This window comes from Streptomyces shenzhenensis (assembly GCF_021462265.1).
Lineage (GTDB): Bacteria > Actinomycetota > Actinomycetes > Streptomycetales > Streptomycetaceae > Streptomyces > Streptomyces shenzhenensis.
In genome coordinates, this window is the sequence record NZ_JAJONF010000014.1 from 35,848 (window position 1) to 54,649 (window position 18,802).

An 18,802-nucleotide genomic window follows, 5' to 3' on the forward strand; every position below is an offset into this window, starting at 1 on the left:
GGCACCTCAGGGCCTGATCAGCCGCTCCTGCGGGATCACGGCCACGCCGAGGATCTCGATCATCGCCTCCGGCTGCCAGAGCGCGGTGCAGCCGATGCCCGCCATCGCCGGGTACACCGGCCCCGCCAGCTCCCGCCACACCCTGCCGATCTCCTTGCCGTGGGCCTGGTAGTCGGGAATGTCGGTGAGGTAGATCGTCACGCTCACCAGATCCCGCGGCTCACCGCCGGCCGCCCGCAGCGTGGTCAGCAGATTGCCGAACGCCTGGCGGAACTGCTCGACGATGCCCCCCGGAACGATCTTCATGTCGGCGTCGAGCGCGGTCTGGCCGCCCAGGTGGAGCGTGTTCCCTGCGAGCGTGCCGTGCGAGTAGCCGCTCGGGGCGGGCAGAGCGGGCGGGTTCACGGCGACGGGAGTCATGAGGCCTCCGGTTCGGTGGGGTCCGGCGCCGGCCGCACGGCCGGGCATATTGACAATAAATGACGGCCGTGAAAAATACGAGATAGCGCGCGCGGTCCGGTCCGGACCCGGGCGAGCCCACGGAAACGGAGTCGATTCCATGGAGCCTGACCTCGGCAAGTACCGGCTTGAGGGCGACAACGCCGTGTACCGGCTGCCCAGCGGCCTCGTCGCCCCGGTCGTGACACGGGCCGGCCAGGAAGACGTCAACACCGCGGACTCCGGCGGCGCCGTCCGCGTGTCGGGCGTCAGCGCCCGGCACACCCCGGCGCGCCGCCTGTGGTACGGCAAGGTGAGCAACGAGCCCGGCTACCGGTCGGTCTCCCACCACCACGGCGAGGCCGAGACCGGCGGCTACGTCCTGTCGGGCCGGGCCCGGATCTACTTCGGCGAGAAGTTCGAGGACTACCTCGACATGGAGGAGGGCGACTGGGTCTTCGTGCCGCCCTTCATGCCGCACGTCGAGTGCAACCTCTCCCGGACCGAACCGCTGGTGTGGATGACCACCCGGACCCCGGAGAACATCGTGGTGAACCTGCCCGACGTGGCCGACACCGAACTGCGCGACTGGCTGAACCGATGACCGCCGCCGCGACCGGCCCGGCCGCCCCGACCTCCGCGATCGTCACCGCGGCCCTCACCCTGAAGCCCGCCCCTCCCGGCCACTTCGACCTAGCCTTCACCGCCACCACCCAGCCCTGTCCCTGGCCCAAGGCCTACGGCGGCGACCTGGTTGCCCAGGCCGCCGCCGCGGCGATGCGCTCGGTGACCGACGGGAAGACGCTGCACTCCATGCACAGCTACTTCCTGCGCCCGGCCGACATCGGTGCCGAGGTCCGCTACGAGGTGGAGGTGCTGCGCGACGGCCGCGGTTACAGCACCCGCCAGGTGCGCGGCTACCAGAACGGCAAGGTGCTCTACGCATGCCTCGCCAACTTCGCCGCGGGGGAGCCCGGTGCGGCCTTCCACGCCGAGTTCGCCGCCGACGTACCCGACCCCGAGACCCTGCCCGGTGCGGCGCGGTACCTCGCCGACCGCACCGGCGGCACCATGACCGCCGAGTCCAAGGCCTACTGGAGCGGCGGCCGCGGTTTCGACATGCGCCACGTACCCGGCCCCGTCTACCTCACCGTCGACGGTGACCGGGTGCCCCACCAGGCCGTCTGGCTGCGGCCGTTCGACCCGCTGCGCCCCGTCGAGGGGCTCACGGACGCCCAGCGCGACCTCGCCGCCCTCGCCTACGTCTGCGACTACACCATCCTCGAACCCGTCCTGCGCGTCCTCGGCCTCGCCTGGGCCGACCCCGGCCTGGTCACCGCCAGCCTCGACCACGCGATGTGGTTCCACCGCCTGGCACCGGTCGGCGACTGGCTCCTCTACGCCCAGGAGGCGGTGGCCGCCGACGCGGGCCGTGGACTGGGCAGCGGCCGCTTCTTCACCCGCGACCACCGCCACCTGGCCACCGTGGTCCAGGAGGGCATGATCCGCCCCGCCTGAACCGCCCGACGCACGCCACCGGCGGGCTCCCGGAAGGAACGTCAGTTGGCTCTTCCGCTCTCACCCACCTCGCACCTGGACACCTTCGCCCGGGATCACCTCCCGCCCGCCGGACTGTGGCCGGCCATCGAGTTCACCACTCCCGAACTGGCCTACCCGGACCGCCTCAACGCGGGCGGCGACCTCATCGACACGGCCGTCGAGCGCCACGGCCCCGGCCGCCCCGCCCTGCGCACCCCGGCCGGAGAGCTGTGGACCTACGACGAACTGCGCACCCGTGCCAACCAGATCGCCCAGGTCCTCACCGCGGACCTGGACCTGGTGCCGGGACAGCGTGTGCTGCTGCGCGCGCCCAACACCCCCTGGACGGTGGCCTGCTGGCTCGGTGTCCTGAAGGCCGGCGGGGTGGTGGTCACCACCATGGCCGCACTGCGCGCCCGGGAGCTCGTCCCGATCGCCGAACGCACCCGGCCCGCGCTCGCCCTCGTGGACCACCGCTTCACCGACGAGCTCCGCAGCGCACTGCCCGGCCTGCGGGTGGTCGAGTACGGCGGGACCGGCGAGGCCGACCTGCTGGCCCGCTGCGCCGTGAAATCAGGCGAGTTCACGAACGTCGAAACCGCCGCCGACGACGTTGCGCTCCTGTGCCCGACCTCCGGCAGCACCGGGGTCCCGAAGATCACCATGCACTTCCACCGGGACATCCTGTCCATCGACAACACCTTCGGGCGGCACGTCCTGCGGCTGCGGCCCGACGACGTGGTCGCCTGCACCGCGCCGTTCGCCTTCACCTTCGGCCTCGGCATGCTCGTCGTCTTCCCGCTGCGGGCCGGCGCCTGCGCCCTGCTCACGGAGACGGCGACACCGCCGCAGCTCGCCGACCTCGTCGAGGAACACGGCGTCACGGTCCTCGCCACCGCGCCCACCGCCTACCGGGCGATCGTGCGCGACGGCAAGGAACACCGGCTGGGCGGTCTGCGCGTCGGGGTGTCGGCCGGAGAACACATACCGCTCTCCACGTGGGAGGAGCTGCGCGACCGGACAGGGCTGAAGGTGATCGACGGCATCGGCGCGACCGAACTGCTGCACATCTTCATCTCGGCCGCCGGCGACGACATCAGGCCCGGTGCCACCGGCCGCCCGGTGCCCGGCTACCGGGCCGCGATACTCGGTCCCGACGGCGAGGAACTCGGCCCGGGGGAACCCGGACGGCTCGGCGTCATCGGCCCGGTGGGCTGCCGCTATCTCGACGACAAGCGGCAGCAGGACTACGTCGTGGGCGGCTGGAACGTCACCGGAGACATCTTCCACCGGGACGAGGACGGCTACTTCCACTACCACGCGCGCGGCGACCACATGATCGTCTCCTCCGGGTACAACATCGGCGGTCCCGAAGTGGAGGCCGCCGTCGACACCCACCCGGACGTCGTCGAATCGGCGGTCGTGGCCCGGCCCGACGCGGACCGCGGCTCGGTCGTGTGCGCCTTCGTCGTGCTGCGCGAGGGCGTCACCGGGGACGCGGCGAAGGCCAGGGAGATCCAGGACCACGTCAAACAGGTCCTGGCGCCCTACAAGTACCCGCGCGACGTGCGCTTCTGTGACGCCCTGCCGCGCAACACGAGCGGCAAGCTCCAGCGCTTCGCCCTCCGCAGGATCATCGAACAGGAGCAGGCCGCCGAGCCGGTCGCCGAGCAGTGAGAGGAACTCCGGTGAAAATCGCGATCATCGGCGGTGGCCCGGGCGGCCTCTACCTCGCGGCGTTGCTGAAGCAGCTGGACCCCGCCCACGAGATCACCGTGTGGGAGCGCAACGCCCCCGACGACACGTTCGGCTTCGGCGTGGTCTTCTCCGACGAGACGCTCGGCGGCATCGAGAACGCCGACACCGTGCTCGCCGAGGCCATGGCCCGCCGCTTCGCCCGCTGGACGGATATCGACATCCACTACCGGGGCGAGAGCCACACCGTCGGCGGCCAGGGCTTCGCCGCGATGGGCCGCAGGGAACTCCTGCGCCTCCTGCAGGAGCGCTGCCGTGAACTGGGCGTCACCCTGCACTTCTCCACCCCCGCGCCCGAGGCGGCCGCGCTGCGCGCCTCGTACGACCTCGTCGTCGGCGCGGACGGCGTCAACTCCGGTGTGCGCACGGGGTGCGCGGACGTGTTCGGCCCGTCGCTGGACCGGCGGCACAGCAAGTACATGTGGCTGGGTACGGACCGGGTCTTCGAGGCCTTCCAGTTCTTCGTCAAGGAGACCCAGTGGGGGGTGGTACAGGTCCACGGCTACCCCTACTCCGACGCCGGCTCCACGTTCATCGTGGAGATGCACGAGGACGTCTGGCGCCGCGCGGGCTTCGACGCCACCGAGGACGCGGTGTTCGCGCCGGGCGCCTCCGACGAGCAGGCCGTGGCCCGGATCCGTGAGCTGTTCGCCGCCGAACTCGACGGGCACCAGGTGTTCGCCAACAACTCCAGGTGGCTGAACTTCACCACCGTGCGCAACCAGCGGTGGCATCACGAGAACCTCGTGCTGATCGGCGACGCCGCGCACACCGCCCACTTCTCCATCGGCTCCGGGACCAAACTGGCCATGGAGGACGCCCTCGCCCTGGCCGCCTGCCTGCACGAACACCCGGACTACGAAAGCGCGTTGAGCGCGTACGAGAGCGAGCGGCGCCCGGTGGTGGAGTCCGCCCAGCGGGCGGCGCAGGCCTCACTGGAGTGGTTCGAGAACATCGGCATGTACGCCCGCCAGGAACCCACCCAGTTCTGCTTCAACCTCCTCACCCGCTCCCGCCGCATCACCTACGACAACCTGCGCACCCGCGACGCCGAGTTCGCCGACCGGGTCGACACCGCCTTCGCCACCGCGCAGGGGCTGAGCGGCACCGCCCCCGCCATGTTCCAGCCGTTCCGCCTCGGCGCACTGGAACTGAAGAACCGGGTGGTCGTCTCCCCGATGGACATGTACTCCGCCGTCGACGGCGTCCCCGGCGACTTCCACCTCGTCCACCTGGGCTCCAGGGCCCTGGGCGGGGCGGGCCTGGTGATGACGGAGATGGTCTGCGTCTCGCCCGAGGGCCGGATCACCCCTGGCTGCACCGGCCTGTGGAACGACGCGCAGCGCGACTCCTGGACGCGGGTCGTGGACTTCGTGCACACGAACAGCACCGCCCGCATCGGCCTCCAGCTCGGCCACTCCGGCCGCAAGGGCTCCACCCGCCTGATGTGGGAGGGCATGGACGATCCGCTGCCGGACGGGAACTGGGAGACCGTCGGCCCCTCCCCGCTGCCCTACGGCCCCGGCTCACCCGTACCGCGCGAACTCACCCGCGCCGGCCTGGACCGGATCACGGCCGAGTTCGTGGCGGCGGCCCGGCGCGGCGCGGACGCCGGCTTCGACCTGCTCGAACTCCACTGCGCCCACGGCTATCTGCTCTCCTCGTTCCTCTCACCGGTCTCCAACCACCGCACCGACGCATACGGCGGATCGCTGGAGAACCGGCTGCGCTACCCCCTGGAGGTCTTCGACGCCGTCCGCGCGGTCTGGCCGGAGGACCGACCCGTGATCGTGCGGATCTCCGCCACCGACTGGATGCCGGACGGCAACACCGATCACGACGCCGTCGAGATCGCCCGTGCCTTCGCCGCCCACGGCGCGGCCGGCATCGACGTCTCCACCGGCCAGGTCACCAAGGACGAGCGCCCCGCCTACGGCCGCTCCTACCAGACCCCCTTCGCCGACCGCATCCGGCACGAGGTCGCCGTCGCCACCGGCACGGCCGTCATCGCCGTCGGCGCCATCGCCTCCTACGACGACGTCAACTCCATCCTCCTCGCCGGCCGCGCCGACCTGTGCGCCCTGGGCCGTACCCACCTGTACGACCCGCACTGGACCCTGCACGCGGCAGCCGAGCAGGAGTACGCGGGAGCGGCCGCCGAGTGGCCCGCGCCGTTCCGGGCCGGCCGCCGCAAGCCGCCCACCGCCCGCACCGACGCGGTCCGCCCCCGCCTGTCGCTGCTGCGGGCCGAAGAGGCGCAGGCAAGCGTCCATCTGCGGTGGAAGCCGGCGGCGGAGGACCTGCCGGCGGTGCGCTGAGGCCGGACCGTACAGGCGGACCGGCCAGGAGACCCGCAGAAGGGCTTGCTCACGTGGTCGTCGGAGCCGGTGGCGAGCCCGCCGAGCCGGTGCTCCGGCGCGTTCGGGGCGGTCGGCATCCGGACGCTCTCGCGGTGCGCCGTGGGCGGGCCGTGCAACGCGCCGATCTTGTGGTGCGGGCCCCGCGAAGGGGCCCGGATGCGTGACACCCCCCATAGGAGCCACGTCACATCCTACCGGGCTTCGTAGGAACGGAGCGCCCTGAAGTGGGCGTAAGAGTTATATATCGGGCATTGCGGCTATTTAATCCTAAGTTGGGTAGTACGTCACATCGTTGCGGTCCGCTCCCGGCGCCGCTAACCATTGCTGTCGTCGCCGGGAGACGGGTGACGGGCCGAGCGGATCCCCGCCGGGCCCGCCCACTCCCGCCGGCAGTACGGGGCTCCGCCCCACGCCGCCGCGCACCGCGGCCGGCGCCGATGCCGTCCCACCGGAGAGTTTCTTTCACATGACCATGACCACCCGCACCCGCATCGCCCGCCTGCGCACCCTCGGCCTCGCCGGTCTCGCCACCACCGGTGCCGCGGCCGCCGCCCTCACCCTGATGCCGGCCAGCGCGCAGGCCGCCGAAATGACGCAGGCGCACACCTCGGCCGCGGTCACGCACTCCTCTGGCGACAGCAGCCGCACCGCCTCCCGGCACACCGGCTCCGCCAACAACCTGGACGGCTGGATCAGGCAGTCCCTGCAGATCATGAAGTCCAAGGGCATCCCGGGCAGCTACGACGGCCTCAAGCGCAACATCATGCGCGAGTCCGGCGGCAACCCGTCCGCGCAGAACAACTGGGACATCAACGCCCAGAAGGGCACCCCCTCCAAGGGCCTGCTCCAGGTGATCGACCCCACGTTCAACACGTACCACGTCTCCGGCACCGCCCACAGCGTCACCGACCCGGTGGCCAACATCACCGCGGCCGCCAACTACGCCGCCCACCGGTACGGTTCCATCGACAACGTCAACTCCGCGTACTGACGCCCATGGCGACTCGTCCGACCGGAGTCAGGCCCTACGGCTCACGGTGTTCGTGGGCCGCCTGCTCCAGGGCGGCGGCCTCCGCCTCGGCGACACGGGTCTCCGCCTCGACGTCGATCGAGCGGGTCAGCCACCAGTACAGCAGCGCCGACACGGGAAGCCCGACGAACAGGGAGATGTCCGCCCCGTCCAGCGCCTTGGCGACCGGGCCGACGAAGAGCGTGCCGACCGAGAAGAACGGGATCATCACCGCGAACCCGACCAGGTACGAGACGATCCCCTGCCAGCCCCAGCGGCCGTAGATGCCGTCCGGCTTGAAGATCTCGGCGATGGCGTAGTGGCCCCGGCGCACCACGTAGTAGTCCATCAGGTTCACGGACGTCCACGGGATGAACAGGTACAGCACCAGCAGCAGGAAGTTGTTGAAGTTCGTCAGGAAGTCGGACGTCGCCGCCAGCGCGCCGATCAGGGAGAGCGCCGCGGTCACCCCGAGGGTGACCAGGCGCACGCCCAGGGTCGGCCGTACCCGCTTGAACGAGTCGATGGCACTGATCAGGGTCAGCGAACCGCCGTACATGTTCAGCGCGGTGACCGAGATCAGGCCCAGCGCGGAGAAGAGCAGGACGATCGCGCCGAAGCCGTCGAAGACCTTGTCGCCGGCGGCGTTGATCGACGGGATCGTGTCGAAGCTGTCGCCCGCCCAGGCGGCCAGCAGCGTCCCGAGCACCATCAGCCAGATGCCGCCGAGCGCCGAGCCGAAGTAGGTCCAGTAGAACGTCTTGCGGACCGTCACGTCCGGCGGCAGATAGCGCGAGTAGTCCGAGACGTAGATGGCCCAGCTGATCTGGTAGCCGGCGACCACGCCGAACTGCGCCAGGAACGGGGTGACCTTGAAGGCGCCCAGGTCGAAGGAGCCCGCCGGGTAGTGCAGGGTGACCAGCACGCCGACGGTGAAGATCCCGAACACGACCAGGAACGTGTAGGTCAGGAACCGTTCGGCCCTGTGGATGACGTCGTACCCCACCAGGGCCACGACCAGCGCGATGGCGGTGACCACGACCACCCAGAGTTTCACACCGCCGTGGATCGTGGTGTCCAGGGCCTGACCGGCCAGGACGGTGTTGAACACGTTGAAGCCCGCGTACTGCACGTAGGCGAACAGCCACACCAGCAGCGCCCCGACGTAGCCGAACTGCGGGCGGGACTGGATCATCTGCGGCAGTCCCAGCTGCGGCCCCTGCGCCGAGTGGAACGCCATGAAGAACGTGCCGATCAGGGTGCCCGCGACGATCGCCAGCAGCGACCAGATCAGGTTGCCGCCCTCCGTGATGCTGATCAGCCCCACGGCCAGGGTGGCGATCTGCGCGTTGGACATGAACCACAGCGGTCCCAGATGCCACAGCTTGCCGTGCCGCTCGTCCAGCGGCACATAGTCGATGGACCGGATCTCCAGGCCGCTCACCCGTGGTTCCGCGTCTGTGCTCATGGCGCCTCCAGGGCCCGGCCCGTCACTTTGACCACATTCTTCCCCCGTGCGGCTGCGGATAAGGCATGCGGAACCCGAGTTCCGCAGCGGAAAGCCCGCCGCCCGCACGACTTGGCCGCTCCGGCCCCAGGTGACCACCTGTTGCCCTGCTCACAATCGGTCCCGAACCGGGTCCCGGCGTGGCGGCGGTCATGTCGCGAGCGGCACGTTTTGTCTACGTTCGCAGTTCTGTGTCCCTCCCGCCCGGACTGAGAAGGCCCCCATGCTCAACCGAACCCTGTCCGTCGTGGCCACGGTGGTGGCCCTGTTCGCCGGCGCCGCGCCGGCGGCCATGGCAGCCGACGCCACGTCCGGACCCGCAGACTTCCGCACCGCCGTCCAGGCGCAGGGCAACGCCCGGGTGACCGCCGCCGTCCTCGATCTGGACGGCACCGGCCGGGAACCCGCCGTCTACGGCGACGACACGCCGTACGACACGGCGAGCATCGTCAAGGTCGACCTCCTCGCCGCCATGCTGCTGCACGCCCGGGACCACCGGCGCGACCTCACCGCCCGGGAGAACGCGCAGGCCGAGGTGATGATCCGGAACAGCGACAACACCGCGGCCAATGCCCTGTGGCGGGCCGTCGGCGCGGGCCCCGGTCTTGATTCGGCCAACAGGCGGCTCGGACTGACCTCGACGCAGGGCGGCCCCGGCGGCCTGTGGGGGCTCACCCGGACCACCGCGGCCGATCAGATACGACTGCTGCGCGCGATCTTCGGCACCGGTCCCACGCCCCTCGACGCGGCGTCCCGCGGCCGGATCGCCACCCTGATGACCGAGATCGCCGACGGCCAGTCCTGGGGTGTCTCGGCCGCCGCCGACGCCGGGTGGGCGCTGAAGAACGGCTGGCTCATGCGCACCACGACCGGTCTGTGGGACATCAACAGCATCGGACGCGTCACGGTCGGCGGGCACCGCTACCTCGTGTCGGTCCTCTCCGACGGCAACGTGTCCATGCCGGACGGCGTGAAACTGGTGGAGCGAGCCGTCCGCACCGCCGTCTCCCGGTCGGCGGCCCGCTGACCCCCTTGGCCCACTGCCGCCCGCCCGTCGCGCCGAATGCCCCTAACGTGCATGAGAGGGCGACGTCGGCGGGCAACGGGAGGCACGGTGGTGGGTGCGGGCGGGCCTCGGGCCGGGCGGGGCCGCGCGCGGCGGGCCAGGGGCACGGCACCGGGCAGCCGGACCGCACGCGCGGTCCGGATTCCGAAGCGGGCCCGCGACCCGCGGGCCTCCGCCTCCGTCAGCGCGGTCGTCGTGCCCGCCCTGCGGGTCGCCGCCGCCTATGCCTGGCGGCTCCTGGTGGTCGGCGTCGCCGTCTACGGCGTCTTCGTCGTCCTCGGCCGCTTCCAGCTGATCGCCGCCGCCGTGTTCCTGGCCCTGGTCATCACCTCGGTGCTGCGTCCGCCCGCCGACCTGCTGGCCCGATGGCTTCCCCGGCCGCTGTCCGTGGCGGTGAGCCTGGTCGGCAGCATCTGCCTGTTCCTCGGCCTGCTGGCCCTGGTGGGCAACGCCGTCGCGCAGGAGTCGGCGACGCTGACCGACGAGTTCCGCGGCGGCGTCCACCGCATCGAGATCTGGCTGCAGCGGCCGCCCTTCCGGCTCGGCCCGGGCGCCCTGTCACACCTCCAGCAGCAGCTCCTCACCTACATCCAGACCCACCGCTCCAACCTGGCGAGCAGAGCGCTCAGCGGCGTCGGCACCGTGGTCGAACTGGTCACCGGCGGCGTGCTCGCGCTCTTCACCTCGGTCTTCTTCATCCACTCCGGCGAACGGCTGTGGACCTGGACGAGCCTCGAACTGCTGCCCGCCGGTGCCCGCAGCGCCTGGGACCGGGCCGGGCGCGCGGCCTGGCGGACGTTCGCCGGATACACCCGGGGCATCATCATCGTGGCCGCCACCAACGCCCTTCTCGTCGGCATCGCCCTGCTCGTGCTGCGGGTGCCGCTCGCGCTGCCGCTCACCCTGCTGGAGTTCTTCGCCACTTTCATCCCGCTGGTGGGCTCACCGGTCGCGCTCGGCGTGGCCACGGTGGTGGCGCTGGCCGGGCGCGGTCCGCTCACGGCCGCCGCCGTCCTCGTGCTCATCGTCGTCGTCGGCCAGCTGGAGGGGCATGTGCTCCATCCGCTGGTGATGAGCTGGGCGGTGCGGCTGCACCCCCTCGTCGTCGCGGTGTCCGTCATCGCGGGCAGCATCGTCGCGGGGGTGATCGGCGCCGTCGTGGCCGTCCCGTTCATCTCCGTCGTCTGGTCGGTGGTGCGGGCCCTGCGCCCGGTGCCGCCGCCCTGACCGCGGGCCGGGGCTCAGCCGTCCTTGGCGGGGCGACGGCCGCGCTTCGACGTGCGACGGGGACGGCCGGACGACGGGGGCGACGCGGCCGCACCGGAGGACGCGGGGACGCCGGATGCCGCAGGAGCGGGGGAGGCGGCGGGGGTGCCGGACGGTGTCGCGGGGCCGGGTGCCGGGATGCCGTCGTCCCACGCCTCGTGCGCGCCGAACGGGTCGGCGGGCCCGTCCGCGTCCGCGAGCAGGAGGGCCGCCGAACGGGACGTGGCGCGAGCCCTGAAGGCCGCCAGGGCCAGCGTGTCGGCATCCGACTCGGTGCCACTGCGCCAGGTGATGGTGCCCGGCAGCATGACCAGGGAGGTCGTACCGGACCCCCCGGCGGCGGGCCGCAACTGGACCCGGATGCCGTGCCGGTCGGCGAGCCTGCCCACCACGAACAGGCCCATGTGCTGGTAGACGTCGGCGTCGGCGGTCGGCGGATTCGCCAGCTTGTGGTTGATCAGCGCGAAGTCCTCGGGCCGCAGACCGATGCCCTCGTCATGGATCTCGACCATGATCCGGGTGTCCGGCAGCCGGGCCGCCGTGACCCGGACCGTCGAGCGCGGCGAGGAGAACGAGGTGGCGTTCTCCAGGAGTTCGGCGAGCAGATGCACCAGGTCGGTGACGGCACGGCCGTGGATCTCGGTCTCCGGGATGCCCGTCAGCTCGATCCGCTCGTACTGCTCCACCTCGGAGGCCGCCGCCCGGATGACGTCGACCAGGGGGAGCGGGTGGTCCCACTGCTGGGTGGGGCGTTCGCCGCCGAGCACCAGCAGGTTCTCGCCGTTGCGGCGCACCCGCGTGGCCAGGTGGTCCAGCCGGAACAGGTTCGACAGCTGCTCGGGGTCGGCCTCGCGCTCCTCCAGCTGGGTGATCAGGGCGAGCTGGCGCTCGATCAGGGACTGGTTGCGGCGGGAGAGGTTGGTGAAGATCGCGTTGACGTTGCCGCGCAACGCGGCCTGTTCGGCGGCGAGCCGGACCGCCTCCCGGTGCACATGGTCGAAGGCGCGGGCGACCTCGCCGATCTCGTCGGTGGTGGTGATCGGGATCGGCGTGACCTTGGTGTCCACCTGACCGGGCACGGCCTGGGAGAGCTGGGTGATCACCGCCGGCAGCCGCTGCTCGGCGATCTGGATGGCCGAGGCGCTGAGCCGGCGCATGCCCCGGCTCATGGAGCGGGCCACCCACGCGGCGAGCAGGAGGGCGACGAGTACGGCGCCGAGCGCGAAGGAGCCGTTGACGATCGCGTCCCGTTCGGCGTCCGCGGCGATGCCGCGGGCATTGGCGAGGGCCGTGTCGGTGAGATGGACCTCGATGCCGCGGTAGGCGTCGAAGGCGAGCGCGGACGCCGCGAAGAACGACTCGGGCGTGATGCCCTGGGCGGCCAGCTGCCCGGCCGGTGTCCCGGCGGCGATTTCCTTGATCATCTCCGGCAGGGCCGGCGGTGTCACGAAGGTCCGCCCGGCCGCCTTGGCCTCTTCGGCGGCCTGGGCCGTCTGCTGCGCGCCCTTCTTCTCCGCGTCCGCCAGGGCCGTCCGCAGCCGGGTCATGTCCCCGGGGGTACCGGCGCCCGCGTATTCCTGGAGGCCGACCTGCTCCAGGTAGGCGTAGGAGCTGAACGAGCCGAGCTGGTTCTGCAGTTCGCCGTCGGCGAGCGCGTCGCGGTTCTCGACCAGCAGATGGGTGCCGATGGAGCGCACCAGGGACTCGGCCGCCTGGGTCAGGGAGATGGCGTAGAGGGTGCGGCCGAAGCTCGCCTGGTTGTTGCTGCCGAAGCCCAGCTCGTTCGAGATCTCCATCAGCGGGTGCTGGACGGCGTGGTAGCTCTCCTCCGTCTGCACCCCGGACGACCTGCCCGTGAACGCGTCGGCCCGCACTGCCGGCAGCAGCTTCTCGCCCGCCCGCACCAGTGCGATGCGCCGGAGCAGGCCCGCGGTCCTCGGTGCCCGGGCCACCGACGCGTCGAACGCCTTCGCGTCGGCGTCGGTGACCTTGCGCGCCGCCACCACGGCGGGTGCGTTCCGTTCGCCCTGCAGGAGGGGGATGACCGACACGTCGCGCTCGTTGATCGCGTCACTGGCGTAGGCGTTCGCCGCCTGCACCAGTTCCGCCACATGGACCGCGTCGTTGGCGTCCCGCAGCGTGTCGATCGAGTTCTTCACCCGGAGGCCGCCGAGGCCGAGGGCGACGAGCACGGGGATGAGCAGAATGGCCTGGAGGCGTCTTGCGACGCGCCAGTTGCCGGTCACGGGTCTGGACTTGGACAAGAGCGTCCCTTTTCACAACAGGGATGGTGTGCAGGGCTGCGCACAGCCCGACGTTCTGTGGCCAATTTCTAACACCCGGCGATCAGGGTCGGCTGGCGTTTGGGTGAAGCGGTTTCCTAGGAATGGTGCAAATCGCAATCAAAGCCATCGGTGGTTCATGCACGGATATTGCGCCAGGTGGCCCGATCCCCCCGGCGGATCTCCCCAGCCGTGTGCCGGCACGCCGAGAACCGCGTGATGCGGGTGTGCGCGGCAGCGGCCGAGGGATTCGTCCGGGACGCGTTCGCGAGCGACTTCGCGTTGCCCGGCGACCGGACGCGGCGGTTGCGGCCTCCTGCGGCGACACGAACGCCGCCGTAGGGGGGGGGCAGGCCGCTGGCCGTGGGCGCCGGGCAGGAGCGTCCGGGCGGGCCGGTGGCGTCGACGCGGAGGCCCGGGCGGCCGCCGTCGCCGGTGTGCCGATGCCGGTGCCGATGCGTGGGTCCCCTCGTCCGGTCGGCCGGCGGACCGCTCGTGACATCCGCCGGACGGCCGGGCGCGGTCAGCGCTTGGTGTAGATGAAGCCGACCTTGTCGAGTTCGTCACCGGAGCGGCCGTGGAAGCCGGCGATCTGCCAGCCCGACGGGGCGGTGCGGGTCACGCAGTCCGAGGTCGTCGCACCACCGGCGAGGGTGTGGCCCAGGTTGGTGGTGAACTTGGCGTAGAAGATGCGGGTGGTGCTGTTGTACTTGCCCTCGCACAAATACGCCGTCGTCACGTACTCGTTGCCGGCCAGCGTCAGCGAGGACGCCGTGCCGCCGGTGCCGCCGTGGGTCAGCGTCGTGCCGTCGGCGAGCGTGATGCCGACCTGGTCGACCCGGGAGCCGGAGCGCAGCGAGATGCTGGTGGCGCGGGCGCCGGCGGCCACCTTGTCGATGTCCTGGTAGTAGTCGCCGTGCGGACCGCCGAACTGGTCGCTCAGCTGGAAGTCCGGGTTCTGGGACCAGGAGAAGCCGACCGTGACCGGGTCGTGGTCGGAGAGCATCAGCCCGTCGGCCGTGAGGAACTTGGCGTGCTCGTTGTTGTACGAGGTCGCGTTGAGGTTGACGAGCTTGCTGCTGCGGTACAGCACCTTGTCGACGACCTCGCAGGTGTTGGGCACGGTCGCCCCGGACTGGTCGCAGACCAGCGCGTCGCTGCCCTTGGCCGGCGCGCTGCCGCCGCGGATCAGCTGCACCCAGGCGTCGGTGAGCCCGTTGGCCGAGGCGAACTCGGCGATGGTGTCGGCGGTGCGGGTGTAGCGGGTGTTGGTGTCACCCATCACCACGACGGCGTTGCCGGCCGAGTGGGTGCTGATGAAGTCGGTCAGCTGGCTGAGGTTGTCGGCCCGGGAGGCCTCGTCGCCGTCGTTCGTGCCCGCGTTGGTGTGCAGGTTGTAGAAGTCGACGTAGACGCCCTCGGCGAGCCGCTCGCGCATGAAGGTGAACCCCTTCGGCGTGAGGCAGTCGCCCGAGTCGATCTGGCAGGAGTTCCAGCCGACACGCTGGAAGTCGTCCTCGTCCCAGTCGTAGCCGGAGACGGTGTTCAGGCCGCTGCCGATGCCCGCGCCGCCGCTGGTCGCGGTGCGGTAGGGGTGGGTGTCCGTGGAGTAGAGGTAGGCGTGGTAGTTGAAGTCCTCCTGGACGTTGACGATGTCGTACGGCGCGATGCGCCTGCCGATCTCCGTGGTGCTCGTGTCGCGCGGCGTGGACGCGCTCGACAGGCCTGACGGAAGCCCGGCGACGTTGTACGTGAGCACGCTGAACGTGCCCGAGCCGGCCGCCGCGGCCGGGGTGGCCGTGGCCGTGAGCCCGCCGAGAGCGGCGACCGCGGCCGCCAGACAGGCAACGAGTCTGCGCATGGGGGTGTCTCCTACGGGAGTTGTGCGCTGAGGGATGTGGGCATGCCAATGAGGCATGGGAAAACGTAGCGGCAAACGCTTTCTTCCGACCCCCCCTTGTTACTAACCAGTTTGGAAATTCCCCGTGACGCCCAGAAGATCGACTTCTGTCCCGGCGGGCCGTTCGGGCGATGACGGTGACTCAGTTTCGAGTGCATTGACCCCTGTTGAGTGAGTGTCCGGTGAGGCGGAAGGAGCGCCCCAGGCCCATTCCGGCGGCCCTGCGGGGCCCGCTATGGCATCAAACGAGCCCATTCACCGAATAAATGGACGTTGCGGCCGAGAGTCATGGGAAAGCGAAGGATCCGTAATGGGCGCCGTGTGCGTCGCGATGGCCGCGCGGTCGGGTGCGGGGTGTGGATGCGCGGCCGCCGCCTCGCCCCACACCTCTCGTGGCCTGCGGCCTCGAACCGCATGGCTGCCGGAGTGTGTCCGAATCCCGTGCAGGGGGACCACGTGTCCGTCTCTGGGGCACCCTGAGGGACCTGTACCAGGACCGCCGTACCTCCGTGGAACCACGACGCCGACACCGCCATCCTCCGCGAGGACCGCGGCCGCTACGTCGACTCCGCCTCCTGGGGCCTGCGCCACCGGCGCGCCATGGATGATCGGCGCGCCATGGATGATCGGCGCGCCAAGGACGACCGGCGCGCCATGGATGATCGGCGCGCCATGGATGATCGGCGCGCCCCGGGGCATCGTGCCGCCGACGGCCGGCACGCCTTCGGCCCCTGTCGCTGTGACAGGTCATACATCCGCCGCCGGGCCCGTTCGCGGGGAGCCTGGCGGCAGATGCCCCGTATCAGCCCTGGACGACCGGCCCGCTCACGGTGGACGTGAAGACGACCTCGCCGTCCTGCACACCGACGACGTCGACGGTCGCCGTGCCGTCGCCCCGTGCCGTCACGCCTGTGACGTCGATCCAGCAGGGACTGTCGAGTTCGACGTAGCGGTTGAACGACGTGGACGTGCTCGCCGGGAGCAGCGCGCGGGGTGCCAGCCGGGCGCAGGCGGCCTGCCGGGCGCCCTCCATCAGGACCATGCCGGGCAGGTGGTCGCCGCCGTGGTCGAACAGGATCGGGTGGTCCAGGTCCGGGGTGAGCAGCCAGCGGTCGGGTGCGTCCGTGGCCGTCAGCACCACGTCGGCGGAAGAGGTGCGGCCCACGGCCGCCGGTGGCATCGGGTCGGCCGCGACGGCGGGGCCAGCGGAAGCCGCCTGCCTACCGGGCCGGTTGGCGCGCAGCCGGGCGTAGACCGGCGGTGTGACGACGGAGTACCGCCCCTCCCCGTGGGCCACCGTCAGCCCGTCCCGGCGCAGGACGAACCCGATGCTCATCCGGCGCGCGGAGGACCGGCCGCGCGGCGCGGAGTCCGGGCAGGCCACGTCGAGTTCGAAGTCGGTGGGGCGGGAGGCAATCCGCAGCCGGTCCAGATCGGTGTGGCAGCTGAGCGACCACAGCACGAAGTGATGACCGAGCGGAACGCCGTGTTCCGCGTGCGTCACGAACATGCCGGCCTGCCGAAACGTCTCTGCGGCCTGGAGCGGGTCATGACTCGAACCGTCGGCGCTGTTGAAGAACGTGTGGGCGCGGGGCCACTGCCCGGTGAGGGAGAACCGCAGTCCGTCGGCCTGGGCGGTGCAGCCGGTGAGGAACACCTCGGCGAGGGACGCGCGATGGACGTACTCCTTGGGGACCGTGGTGGTCAGCCGAGGCAGTACGGGCAGACCGACTCCGATCTCGCTGGCGGACAGACTCATCGGTGACCCCCCGTCGGAAAGCTCTTCGTTGGCCTGAAGCTCTGTTCGACGCCTATAAGATACGGACCTACCGGTTTTCTCGGGTCGGCCACCAGGTAAAGGATTCACCAAGTGTGGTTCGACTCGATCCATGCATGACTCCGCTCGGTAGTGGTCTGGCCAAATATTTTTGCGCTCAAGCACGCCGAAGGCACGGCGAAAAACGGACTAAGTGGCAGATGTCGACGGCTTGTTGCCGACGCATCCGACGTCTGGAGCACCGGTACGGAAACCTGTCCGACGGTCTTTTTTGGCCAAGTTCCCAGCCGCCCGGCCCGCCTGACGTGGTGCCTGGGCCCGCCTCGCCCCGACAGCCCCTGCATGATGGTCGAACGGCCTGCGAGAGGGAGACCCCGATGGAACCACTGCGCACCCTGCGCCTCGCCGCCGTCAACATCGACGGCGTCCTGCTCAACGACAGCTTCAGTCCCGTCCTGTACCGCCTCGTCCTCAAGTACGGCGGCACGTACACCCGGGAGCTGGAGCAGCGGCTCTTCTCTCAGTCCCGGCTCGCGGCCGCGAAGGTGCTGCTGGAGGAGACCGGCGCCGAGGTGAGCGAGCAGGAGGCCGTCGCCGACTACTTCGCCGAGCGCGAGCACCACCTGCGCGACCACCCCGTCCACACCCTCGACGGCGCCGAGGAACTCCTGCACCGGCTGCGCGACCTGGGCCTGGACGTCATCTGCTACGGCGGTCTCGACGAGGACCACTTCCGCCGCCATCTCGGCGCCTGGGAGCACCTGTTCACCGCCCCGCACTACATCTGCACCAACGACATCCGCCCCGGCATCCGGGAGATCGTCCGGGACCGCTTCGGCCTCGACTACCACCAGGCCCTCTTCATCGACGACGTCGCCCGCTTCGCCGGCCACGCCAAGGAACTGGACGTGCCCTTCGTCGGCCACCCCAGCACCTTCGAACACGGCTTCCAGTGCGAGCTGATGCGCGAACTCGGGGTCAGGCACCTGGTCGGCGGCCTCGCCGAGATCGACGAGGAGCGCCTGCGCACCCTCGACCGCGAGGCCGGGCTCGGCACCGTCTGGCAGGACGCCGACGCCCTCACCGGTACGCGTGGGGCCACCAGGTGACCGCGGAGGAGGGGGCCGCACTGGCGGGCCGGGTCGTGCTCATCACCGGCGCCAGCAGCGGCATCGGCGCCGCCGCGGCCCGGGTGTTCGCCCGGCAGGGCGCCACCGTCGTCCTCGCCGCCCGCCGCGAGGACAAGCTGCGCGAACTCGCCGGCGAACTGCGGGCCCGGGGCACCGAGGCGAACTATCGCACCCTGGACGTGCGCGACACCGAAGAGGTGCGGCGGACCGTCGAGTTCACCGTCGGGCGGTACGGCCGCCTCGACGCCGCCTTCAACAACGCGGGCGTCGCCCTCGCGAAGACCCCGATGCACCTCATCGACGACACCGACTACGACCGGGTCACCGAGACCAACGTGCGGGGGGTCTGGAACTGCCTGCGGCACGAGATCGCCGCCATGCTGGCGAACGGGGGCGGCTCGATCGTCAACACCAGCAGCGTGGGCGGTCTGGTCGCCTCCTCCACGGCCGCTCCCTACATCGCCTCCAAGCACGCGGTGATCGGACTCACCAAGGCCGCCGCCGTCGAGTACGCCCCGCACCACATCCGCGTGAACGCCATCGCCCCCGGCCTGACCCGCTCCGAGATGATCGACGACTGGTTCGCCAGGTCGCCCGAGAACGAGGCACGCGCCTACCGCTCCGCCCCGCAGGCCCGCGCCGCCGACCCGGAGGAGGTCGCGGAGGCCGCCGCCTGGCTGTGCAGTGACAAGGCGAGCTTCGTCACGGGTGCCACACTTACCGTGGACGGCGGACGCACCGCCTGGTGAACTGCCCGCAGGTCCCGGACCGGA

14 protein-coding genes are annotated in these 18,802 nt (G+C 70.9%); 9 read left to right on the forward strand and 5 right to left on the reverse strand.

The genetic code is table 11. The annotated features are described in order from the left end of the window. Positions 1 to 6: 6 nt before the first annotated feature. The gene (locus tag LQ326_RS19525; RefSeq protein WP_234538451.1) at positions 7 to 420 is read right to left on the reverse strand and encodes a RidA family protein; all 414 of its coding nucleotides are present in this window, start codon (positions 418 to 420) and stop codon (positions 7 to 9) included. A 139-nt stretch (positions 421 to 559) separates the two neighbouring features. On the opposite strand from LQ326_RS19525, the gene LQ326_RS19530 reads away from it, so the two are divergent. The 5 genes from LQ326_RS19530 (at position 560) to LQ326_RS19550 (ending at position 7,083) form a co-directional block, all read left to right on the forward strand. Further along, a complete protein-coding gene (locus LQ326_RS19530) occupies positions 560 to 1,042 on the forward strand; it encodes a cupin domain-containing protein (RefSeq protein ID WP_234538459.1) in 483 nt (160 codons plus the stop codon). Next, positions 1,039 to 1,956, forward strand: coding sequence for an acyl-CoA thioesterase (locus tag LQ326_RS19535; protein ID WP_234538460.1), 918 nt, complete (start codon positions 1,039 to 1,041; stop codon positions 1,954 to 1,956). Before LQ326_RS19530 ends, LQ326_RS19535 begins: the two co-directional genes overlap by 4 nt. A 45-nt stretch (positions 1,957 to 2,001) precedes the next feature. Then, a complete protein-coding gene (locus LQ326_RS19540; RefSeq protein WP_234538461.1) occupies positions 2,002 to 3,654 on the forward strand; it encodes an AMP-binding protein in 1,653 nt (550 codons plus the stop codon). Positions 3,655 to 3,665: 11 nt separating this feature from the next. After that, positions 3,666 to 6,050: a bifunctional salicylyl-CoA 5-hydroxylase/oxidoreductase gene (locus LQ326_RS19545; RefSeq protein ID WP_234538462.1), complete on the forward strand. Its 2,385-nt coding sequence runs from the start codon at positions 3,666 to 3,668 to the stop codon at positions 6,048 to 6,050. A 508-nt stretch (positions 6,051 to 6,558) separates the two neighbouring features. Next, entirely contained in the window at positions 6,559 to 7,083 is a 525-nt protein-coding gene (locus LQ326_RS19550; protein ID WP_234538463.1) for a transglycosylase SLT domain-containing protein, read from the forward strand. Positions 7,084 to 7,117: 34 nt separating this feature from the next. Here LQ326_RS19550 and LQ326_RS19555 read toward each other — a convergent pair whose 3' ends face one another. Next, positions 7,118 to 8,569, reverse strand: a complete 1,452-nt coding sequence (locus LQ326_RS19555) for a purine-cytosine permease family protein (RefSeq protein ID WP_234538464.1) — start codon at positions 8,567 to 8,569, stop codon at positions 7,118 to 7,120. 262 nt (positions 8,570 to 8,831) lie between these two features. On the opposite strand from LQ326_RS19555, the gene LQ326_RS19560 reads away from it, so the two are divergent. Then, the gene (locus LQ326_RS19560) at positions 8,832 to 9,635 is read left to right on the forward strand and encodes a serine hydrolase (RefSeq protein ID WP_234538465.1); all 804 of its coding nucleotides are present in this window, start codon (positions 8,832 to 8,834) and stop codon (positions 9,633 to 9,635) included. A gap of 51 nt (positions 9,636 to 9,686) precedes the next feature. Next, the gene (locus LQ326_RS19565) at positions 9,687 to 10,901 is read left to right on the forward strand and encodes an AI-2E family transporter (protein ID WP_372496895.1); all 1,215 of its coding nucleotides are present in this window, start codon (positions 9,687 to 9,689) and stop codon (positions 10,899 to 10,901) included. 14 nt (positions 10,902 to 10,915) lie between these two features. Here the strand turns inward: LQ326_RS19565 and LQ326_RS19570 are convergent, their stop codons facing one another. The 3 genes from LQ326_RS19570 to LQ326_RS19580 form a co-directional block, all read right to left on the reverse strand. Next, positions 10,916 to 13,204 (reverse strand): nitrate- and nitrite sensing domain-containing protein, encoded by a 2,289-nt coding sequence (locus tag LQ326_RS19570; RefSeq protein ID WP_234538467.1) that lies wholly within the window; start codon positions 13,202 to 13,204, stop codon positions 10,916 to 10,918. Between the two features lie 541 nt (positions 13,205 to 13,745). After that, positions 13,746 to 15,083, reverse strand: a complete 1,338-nt coding sequence (locus LQ326_RS19575) for a jacalin-like lectin (RefSeq protein WP_234538468.1) — start codon at positions 15,081 to 15,083, stop codon at positions 13,746 to 13,748. A gap of 841 nt (positions 15,084 to 15,924) precedes the next feature. Continuing rightward, positions 15,925 to 16,881, reverse strand: a complete 957-nt coding sequence (locus LQ326_RS19580) for a ScbA/BarX family gamma-butyrolactone biosynthesis protein (protein WP_234538469.1) — start codon at positions 16,879 to 16,881, stop codon at positions 15,925 to 15,927. Between the two features lie 395 nt (positions 16,882 to 17,276). Between LQ326_RS19580 and LQ326_RS19585 the strand changes: the two genes are divergently transcribed. Together LQ326_RS19585 and LQ326_RS19590 are read left to right on the forward strand one after the other, a co-directional pair. Then, complete coding sequence (locus LQ326_RS19585) at positions 17,277 to 18,008, forward strand: HAD family hydrolase (protein WP_234538470.1); 732 nt, start codon at positions 17,277 to 17,279, stop codon at positions 18,006 to 18,008. Further along, positions 18,005 to 18,778, forward strand: coding sequence for an SDR family NAD(P)-dependent oxidoreductase (locus LQ326_RS19590; RefSeq protein ID WP_234538471.1), 774 nt, complete (start codon positions 18,005 to 18,007; stop codon positions 18,776 to 18,778). The genes LQ326_RS19585 and LQ326_RS19590 overlap by 4 nt, the downstream gene beginning before the upstream one ends. The last annotated feature ends 24 nt before the right edge of the window (positions 18,779 to 18,802 follow it).